Origin of the sequence: Streptomyces sp. NPDC007162 (genome assembly GCF_040634175.1) — a bacterium.
Classification (GTDB): Bacteria; Actinomycetota; Actinomycetes; order Streptomycetales; family Streptomycetaceae; genus Streptomyces.
Genome location: NZ_JBEYFC010000505.1, coordinates 1 through 6,389, shown reverse-complemented (window position 1 = coordinate 6,389; position 6,389 = coordinate 1). Strand labels below are relative to the sequence as shown.

General features: G+C 67.6%; 7 protein-coding genes and 3 pseudogenes. 5 read left to right on the top strand and 5 right to left on the bottom strand.

Annotated elements, in window-relative coordinates:
* Together ABZ646_RS37485 and ABZ646_RS37480 are read right to left on the bottom strand one after the other, a co-directional pair.
* Window positions 1–1,181, bottom strand: a 1,181-nt coding sequence (locus ABZ646_RS37485; protein WP_360529431.1) for a non-reducing end alpha-L-arabinofuranosidase family hydrolase, incomplete at its 3' end; no start/stop codon positions are given.
* 407 nt (window positions 1,182–1,588) lie between these two features.
* Window positions 1,589–1,723: pseudogene (locus ABZ646_RS37480) on the bottom strand (ISAs1 family transposase); the annotation flags it as partial.
* Window positions 1,724–1,860: 137 nt separating this feature from the next.
* On the opposite strand from ABZ646_RS37480, the gene ABZ646_RS37475 reads away from it, so the two are divergent.
* The 5 genes and pseudogenes from ABZ646_RS37475 to ABZ646_RS37455 all read left to right on the top strand — a co-directional run bounded on the left by ABZ646_RS37475 (window position 1,861) and on the right by ABZ646_RS37455 (window position 5,167).
* Entirely contained in the window at window positions 1,861–2,952 is a 1,092-nt protein-coding gene (locus ABZ646_RS37475) for a twin-arginine translocation signal domain-containing protein (protein ID WP_360529428.1), read from the top strand.
* A 62-nt stretch (window positions 2,953–3,014) separates the two neighbouring features.
* Window positions 3,015–3,128, top strand: a pseudogene (locus tag ABZ646_RS37470) (ISAs1 family transposase); the annotation flags it as partial.
* 224 nt (window positions 3,129–3,352) lie between these two features.
* Entirely contained in the window at window positions 3,353–4,060 is a 708-nt protein-coding gene (locus ABZ646_RS37465) for an SDR family NAD(P)-dependent oxidoreductase (RefSeq protein WP_360529425.1), read from the top strand.
* Window positions 4,061–4,300: 240 nt separating this feature from the next.
* Window positions 4,301–4,423, top strand: a complete 123-nt coding sequence (locus ABZ646_RS37460) for a hypothetical protein (protein WP_360529422.1) — start codon at window positions 4,301–4,303, stop codon at window positions 4,421–4,423.
* A gap of 63 nt (window positions 4,424–4,486) precedes the next feature.
* Complete coding sequence (locus ABZ646_RS37455; protein ID WP_360529419.1) at window positions 4,487–5,167, top strand: peptidase E; 681 nt, start codon at window positions 4,487–4,489, stop codon at window positions 5,165–5,167.
* Between the two features lie 248 nt (window positions 5,168–5,415).
* On the opposite strand, the gene ABZ646_RS37450 is transcribed toward ABZ646_RS37455, so the two are convergent.
* The 3 genes and pseudogenes from ABZ646_RS37450 to ABZ646_RS37440 all read right to left on the bottom strand — a co-directional run.
* Entirely contained in the window at window positions 5,416–5,682 is a 267-nt protein-coding gene (locus ABZ646_RS37450) for a hypothetical protein (protein ID WP_360529416.1), read from the bottom strand.
* Window positions 5,683–5,732: 50 nt separating this feature from the next.
* Window positions 5,733–5,936: pseudogene (locus ABZ646_RS37445) on the bottom strand (fatty acid--CoA ligase); the annotation flags it as partial.
* 139 nt (window positions 5,937–6,075) lie between these two features.
* Window positions 6,076–6,389 (bottom strand): helix-turn-helix domain-containing protein (locus ABZ646_RS37440; RefSeq protein WP_360529413.1); only part of this gene is annotated, 314 nt, incomplete at its 5' end.

Sequence of the window (6,389 nt, the reverse complement as noted above, 5' to 3'; positions counted from 1 at the left end):
CCGTTCAGGCTGGAGGCGGTGAACGAGCGGAAGAAACGCTGCTCGGTCGCACCCCGAGCCTCGACGATCATGAGGTACTGGTTCTGCCCCTGGACCTTGTAGACCTGCGGCGCCTCGAACAGGTTCTTCGTCGTGTCGCTCATGACCGTGGTGTACGACGAGCCGAAGCTGGCCGGGAAGTTCCCGATCGGCATGGTCGCCTTGTAGATGCTGCCGTTGTCACCGGCGAAGAACAGGTACATGTTCTGGCCGTCACCGATCATGGTCGGATCGATCGGGGCGGCGCCTGGGATGCTGCCGGTGAACAGCGCCTGCGGGGCGGACCAGCCGTTGGGGTTGGTGGGGTCGCTGGAGGTGCGGTAGAACAAGGGCCACTGACCCCACTGGGACACCAGCACCCAGATGTTCTTGGGTGCGAAGTAGAACACCTGGGGCGCCACCGTGGCCTGGTTCATCCCTGTCTGGGTGGCCGTCGCCATGTCCGACCAGTTCGTGAAGGGAGCGAAGGCCATCGAGCCGTACGCCCCGGACTGGTTGACGGTCGAACCGTAGACCAGGTGCTTGCCGTTGTACGTCACGGTGGTGAAGTCCTTCAGCGAGACCCAGCCGTTCGCCGGTTGCGCCAACGGACCCGTCGAGCTCCACCGGTACGTCGACGGAAGAGAACATGAGCCGGACGGCGCGGAAAGGCCGGTCCACTTCTGGTTGCTGCCGCCGTTGCAGTTCCACAGCTGCACCGCCGTGCCGTTGGCCGTGGCGCCGCCCGAGACGTCCAGGCACAGCCCGGACTCCACGGCGACGATCGTGCCGTCGGCGTTCACCCGCCACTGCTGGTTCGTACCGCCGTTGCAGGCCCAGATCTGCACCTTGGTGCCAGCCGTGGTGGCGTGGCCCGGGACATCCAGGCACTTGTTGCCGAAAGCGGTCAGCTGATTGCCGTCCGTCAACGTCCACTGCTGGTTGGTCCCGCCCGTGCAGTCCCAGATCTGCAGGAGCGTGCCGTCGGTCTGGCTGGCGCCCGGCACATCGAGACACCGGGCGGAACCGGCGCCGCGTAAGGCGCCGCTGGTGGCCGCCTGAGCGGGGCCGGCGACGAGCAACGCCGCCAGCGAGACCAGGGCCGCAACCGCGGCGGCGAGTACCACGGACAGATGTCCGCGGCTGAAATGTCTTCTGCGCATGGAGACCTCGTCATCTTCGAGCAAGCGGTTCCGGTTGGCCCCGACGGGGGGTGTACGGACTGTCGATGCGGTGCAGACTTGCGTGTTCGCTATACCGAACAAGGATCGAAGTGTCGAGCAACCGGATCATAGGGAACCCCAGGCCGGCGTCAATACCTCGCGCATGAATCGCGGGCCGAAAACATTCGCAGACTGAAATCGGGCGGCCTCAAATTGCAAATTACATGGCTTTGCGGGTACTTGACATCAGGGAAAGGTGGCGGTGCGGGGACGGGATCGGTGATCGTCGGGGGTGTCCCATGCCTGATGGTCACGAGAGTGTCCCCCGTGCCTGATGCAACTCGCGGCGGAGCTGGTATGCGATGACGGCTATCCTGCCGGCGTGGGCCTGCCCGGTCGTTTCCGGCACTCGGGGTTCGGTAGCGGCCGGGTAACGGGTGGCAAGGCAGGCCGAACGCGGCAAGCTCCTGCGGCGTCGCACGCCGGCACCAGATCCGGTAACGCACCCCGCAAGCCCGATCTTGCAGCGTTGAGAATTCCATGACCCACAGATGCCGTGTTCACCCGCTTCCGGGGTCCTGGCCCCGCGCCCCTGACGAGTTCAGTCTCATCGCTCCTCTCACAGCGACCTGACTGCTAGTTTGATCAAAATCTGTCAGGCGACCTGGAGGGTGATGATTTGAGCGACATAACCCACGAGAGAGGCAAGCGCCACACGAACCGGCGCGCATTCCTTCGCGGCAGCGCAGCGTTGACCGTCGCCGCCGCGACCGGCGGACTCTCCCTGTCGGCGGCGGGAACGGCCAACGCCGATGTGGATCCGACCCTGCATTTCAAACTCGACGGGACCGGCGGTAATCCCGTCCTGCGGCAGACGCTTCACCAGCCTTACTGGGCGATGCAGTCGTTCGCCTACGATCACGTCTACGGGCACATCTACTTCGTGCAGACCAAAGTGGGCAGTGACACCGGCGATCTGTGGGTGACGAGAACCGATCTCTCGGGCAATGTGCTCGGAGCCATGGCAATTCACTCGTTCGACCACGGCTCGTCCATCGGGGTCGAGCCCGACACCGACGGATCTCCCTACATCTGGGTGGCAGGCGACTGGGAGAGCTCGAATCCCCATGCCACGCCGCCTGAGCCGCCGAACAGTCACAAGATCGCCCGCTTCAAGTACAAGGACGGCGGCGACCTCGACTACTTCAATCGCGGCGGGCAGTATCTCGGGGTGTTCCCGATGGACGTCGCGACCTTCCTCGACTGTCCTCGTCCGGCGATCGATCCCTACAACAACCGGCTGCTCGTTCGGTACATGGGAACGACGACCCCCTGGCGTCTGGCGCTGTTCGACCTGTCCGAGGTGGTGTCCTCGGGTGTCATTTCCAAGCGTCTGCTGGAGCGGGCGATTCCCACCAACGCCGAACTCGGGCTGAACGACAGCGATCTGTTCCAGGGCATCACCGCATACGGGCGATACGCCTACCTGCTCTTCGGCGGACCGCCCTCGAGCGGCGACTCCACCCCGCCCTCGTACATCATCTGCATCGACATGAACGATCCCTCGAGTCCGTACCGCTGGAAATTCCCTACGACGGCCGGCGCATCCTTGCCCGGACGTGAACCCCAGGGCATAGCCGTCTGGCGGACCTTCAGTGGTCCGCGGCTTGCCTTCGGTTTCTCTGACAAGATCACCAGCACCAGCCCCGACTCGTTCGAGGCCAGCGTGTTCTTCAAGGACCAACTGACCTCACTGTGGTCCCCATCCTGACCCTTTTCCGCCCAGGGCCCCCGGGGTGTGCCCGGCTCGCCCCGGCTTGGAGTGGTTGATCGGCGAAGGCAGCCGAGATCGCCTCCTGGGCACGCGGACACCGGACCGTGGAAAACACCGTGCACTGGTGCCGGGATGTCACCTTCAACGAGGACAGGTCCCAAGTCAGGGCCCACCCTCAGCGGCTGCCCGTCCCCATCGCGGCTCGACCGGAGACGACCGAGAGGCCTGCCAGAGCCGCCGCCCAGGATCCGCACAGGTCAGCGCCATTCGCTCAAGGCGCAGTGTGGGAGGCCGACGCCTCTGACTGCCTTCGATCGAGAGGTGCGTCGGTAGTACTGGCAGTCCCAGGAAGAAGGGTCTGCTGGCTGATCCGGCGGCCGGGGCGCAGGGTGGGGACATGACGACAACACTGATCACCGGAGCCAACAAGGGCATCGGGTACGAAACCGCCCGCCAGCTCATCGCCGCAGGTCACACCGTGTACGTGGGAGCCCGGGACGCAGCGCGCGGACGCCGGGCCGCCACGGAGCTGGGCGCCCGGTTCGTCCAGCTCGACGTCACCGACGACGCCTCCGTGGCGGCCGCGGCCAGGACCGTCGCGGCCGACGGCGGGCTCGACGTCCTGATCAACAATGCCGGGATCGAGAGCAGGACCCCGGACAACAGCGTGCCCACGGCCGAGACCGTCACCGCCGACCAGATGCGCAACACCTTCGAGACGAACGTCTTCGGTGTCGTGCGCGTCCTGCACGCCTTCCTGCCCCTGCTGCAGCGCTCGGCCGCGCCGGTCGTGGTCAACGTGAGCAGCGGCCTGGCCTCGCTGACGGCCCTCTCCGACCCCGACCACCCCGCCCACTTCTACCCGGGCATCGCGTACCCGGCCTCCAAGACGGCTGTCAACATGCTCACCGTGCAGTTCGCGAAGGCGTTCCCGGCCATGCGGATCAACTCCGTCGAACCCGGCTTCACCAAGACGGACCTGAACGGCAACACGGGCACGCAGACCGTCGAGCAGGGCGCCGAGATCGTCGTGCGGATGGCGCAGATCGGCCCGGACGGACCCACCGGCGGCTACTTCGACGTCGACGGACGGCTGCCCTGGTGAGTGACGGCGGACGGGGTCCGCGCCCCGGTGAGTGACGGTCGACGGGGGTCCGCGCCCCGGTGAGTCACGGGCGACCGGCGCCCGCGCCCCGGTGGGTCACAGCTGGACCAGCCGGGGCGCGGTGCCCGCGACCGCACCAGCGCCCCTGCCTCGCGCTACTCCGACCGCCAGGGCGTCTCGGTCAGCTCCAGGATTCCTGGCAGCAAGTCCCGCACGTCATCCGGCCGGGCGCTGGTACGCGTGCGCGAGGCCAACATGGGGTACGCCCGCGAGTCACGGTTGCTGCGGCTCGCCCCGTTCAGCCAGGGGATGGTGCTGAACTACGTGTCCCAGCATGTCCGGGGACTGGCCAGGTCGTACTGAGCGGCGCAGGGACGGACCCCGGGTCCGTTTGCGCGTGACCGCCGGCCGTGCTTGGCTCGCCCGATGAACTTTCTGCTGACGGCGAGTGGCCTGCGCAACGAGACGCTGCGGGATGCGGTGCGGGACATGCTGGGAAAGCCGTTCGGATCTGCGAACGTCGTGTTCGTTCCCACCGCGTCGGTCGCCGAACCCGGGGACCACGGCTGGTTCGTCGAGGACATGAACCGGCTGCGCGGCCTCGGCTGGCGGGAGTTCGACGTCCTGGAGCTGAACGGCCTGCCCCGGCGGATGGTGCTCGACCGGCTGCACCACGCCGATGTCGTCTATGTCGAGGGCGGCAGCCACTACCACCTCGCCCGCAGCATCACCGGCAACGGCCTGGCCGACGGTTTCCTGGAGGCGCTGGAGAACCGGGTCTACGTGGGGGTCAGCGCCGGATCGATGATCTTCAGCCGTAACCTCACCGGACACTCCGCCGACGTCATCGGCGACACCGCGGACCTCCATGTGCTCGGCGCGACGACGGTGGAGCCGCCGTTCGGCCTCTTCGACTGGTATCTCAAGCCCCACCTGTACTCGCCCGATTTCCCCGAGCGGGACGACGCCTGGGCCGATCGCATCGCCGCGCGGGCTGACTTCCCGCTCTACTTCATCGACGACGAGACGGCAGTTCGCGTCCGGGACGGCAAGGTGGACGTCGTCTCCGAAGGCCGGTGGCGGTTCCATCCGGGGCCTGACGCATGAGTCCCGCGCTGCGCGCTGGCAGCCGCGAAGCCTCCCGTGGGGAGCCGGGAGGTGCGGCGGGCCCCGCCGCGACAGGGAGGCGGCAGGGTCCGGGGGTGGCTCCACCCGAGAGCGGGGCGCTGTCCGCACACCATGCATCAAAACCAGCCACCGGGAAAGAGTCCGGCCGAAAATAGGCGTTGCCGGTGTCGGCGGTGATGAGGGGCCCGGGACAGTCGAGTGCCGCCGGAGTTCCCAGGAACCTTTCTTCAGTCCTCGCGGCTGGGATCGCACAGCACCATGACCGCGCGGGCGACGAGTTCGCCGGCGCCGCCGAGCTCTTGGCGATAACGCCCCGTGATCCCACGGACGGTCTCGGCGAAGGCAGGGTCCCCGGCGCGGACCCGGGCCGGTGGCGGAAGCTCCTGGGTCATCGCCCGCCGGCGGGCCAGGAGCGCGATGATCTCGTCGTCGAGCCGTTCGAGCCGAGTCAGTGACATCGCGACCGCCGGTGCTGCAACGGGGTTGGTCGGCACGTGAGATCTCCGTTCTCCAAGAGGAACCGGGGCCTGGTTCCCGTCCACGGTCATCGCAGTCGGTCCTTCATCACCTTGCCCACGGCGTTCATCGGCAACTCCTCCCGGAACTCCACGAACCGTGGAACCTTGAACCGGGCCATGCGTTCCCGGCTCCACGCGACCAGCTCCGCCTCGGCCACCGGCCCGTGCCGCACCACGAACGCCTTGCCCACCTGCCCCATCCGCGCGTCCGGCACGCCGATCACCGCGACCCACCTGCCGGCCGAAGTCGTCGAGGGCGCGCCGGCGCAACATGGCCGACCCGAGCGCCGGAGACCGGCGGGAACCCGACCTGGCGTTCCACCGCCGGCCGTGCACCACCAGAAGCGCGGGCCCGTCCGTGGACCCCGATCAGGACGCGTGGGCATCGCTGATCTCGCGGTGTGCGAGGACCTCGGCCATGTGGGTCTGCGCCCAGGCTCTGAGCCCGCGCGTCATGTGGTGGAGCGAGAGGCCGAGTTCGGTCAGCTCGTAGGTGACGGTGACGGGGACCGTCGGCGCCACGGTGCGGGTGAGCAGACCGTGGTGCTCCAGCGACCGCAGCGTCCGGGTCAGCGTCTTCTGGCTGATCTGACCCCGGGCTCCTACCGGGTCATGGGCAAGGTCAATCCGCAGCTGCTGGCCACGGTGACGTCGTGGTGCGCCCAGCACGGGGTGATGCCGGA

Coding starts and splice junctions, on each gene's coding strand:
- ABZ646_RS37465 (WP_360529425.1), top strand. CDS start 3,353: ATGACGACAACACTGATCACCGGAGCCAACAAGGGCATCGGGTACGAA.
- ABZ646_RS37455 (WP_360529419.1), top strand. CDS start 4,487: ATGAACTTTCTGCTGACGGCGAGTGGCCTGCGCAACGAGACGCTGCGG.